Below are 1,240 nucleotides of genomic sequence, written 5' to 3'. Positions count from 1 at the left end.
CGCCATCACGATTAACTATCAGCGATTTATTGCTAAAACTAAATATGACCCGGCCACACAAATGATCCAGGAATTTCAGTGCCTGAAAGTGACCTTTGATGGCTGGCGACCAGCGTATTGCCTGTTTCTGGAAGCCAAGGCGCGGTATGACCAGTTTTTTAGGAGTGAGGATGAACCAAAGAGTTGGTGGAGAGGAGTTAAATCAGCACAAAATCAGGCTATCAGACATCAGGCGGTCTGTGATGCACTGGATAATACTCCCCATGTGGAATGGCACTTTTTGCAACCAATCAGTTATGGGTATTTTAAAGTACTGTTTAGCAAATATAAAAATATCAGTGTTCACTATACCCCTTGCGACAGTTTAGTTTAACACGAGGTAAACATGGCAATAGTTCGTATAAAGATTAATGTATATTATGAGCAGAGAGAAACCATTACCGCCTATACAGCTTTGATGGATTTGTTTCATATTACACGGCAAATCGATGTCTTTTTTAACCAAGAAAAAGTGTGGTACTTAACTGGCTACTCCCGAAAGGAGGCCCTAAAACATATTGTATTTGATGTGCAGGGGCCAACTGAAGTTGCCATAAAAAGTTTCGAAAAAGATTATAAGAAAAATTTTCCTGCTCTTATTAATGGCATATGGGATGGTGAAAAGGATGAATTATCCAATGGCATTAGTTATAGCAAAATGTTAACTGATCGCCCTAATTGGGTTTGGCTGGAAATGAACCTAAGGATTGACAGTCATCAGCTTAATGTCTCCCGATTAATTGACTTTGTCAAATATTTAGCAACCAGCCGTAACCTCCCTTATATTCAAGTCGAAAATAATGGCTATACCGTAAAAGGCAGACAGGTTTTCCCTGATCGTCTCAGTGTTGGCTGGATGCTTTACCAGCCCCGTATTATTGATAAAGCCTATCTGCCTATGGCGGAAGATGTGCTCCCTGTGTATCAAAATAATGAACAAACCGGCACCTTGATTATCACCAAAAAAGGTATTTTTGATGGAAGAAATCAGGACGATATTGATAAATCCAATGATGTTGAAATACAGTTGGTGAACCTGGGATTATTGCCATTAATTACCGAAGTTTAATGGGAAATGATGTTATTTACCAATCGAAAAACGATGGAGAACGTTAATGTCAAAAGCGGTTATTCTGCTGGGTGATACGACAGATCATGGCGGTAAGGTGATTACCGCTATTGATCAATATACTCACAATGG

2 protein-coding genes are annotated in these 1,240 nt (G+C 39.6%); both read left to right on the top strand.

The window, feature by feature from the left end; all coding sequences use genetic code 11:
- Positions 1–373 (top strand): Tox-REase-5 domain-containing protein (locus tag C5470_RS21860; protein WP_242688276.1); only part of this gene is annotated, 373 nt, incomplete at its 5' end.
- 12 nt (positions 374–385) lie between these two features.
- Positions 386–1,108 carry an Imm52 family immunity protein gene (locus tag C5470_RS21855; protein ID WP_166291892.1) on the top strand — a complete coding sequence of 241 codons (723 nt, stop codon included), beginning with the start codon at positions 386–388 and terminating at the stop codon, positions 1,106–1,108.
- Positions 1,109–1,240: the final 132 nt, after the last annotated feature.

This window comes from Photorhabdus stackebrandtii, assembly GCF_011189495.1.
GTDB classification, from domain to species: domain Bacteria; phylum Pseudomonadota; class Gammaproteobacteria; order Enterobacterales; family Enterobacteriaceae; genus Photorhabdus; species Photorhabdus khanii.
This window is presented reverse-complemented; position numbering and strand designations above follow the sequence as displayed.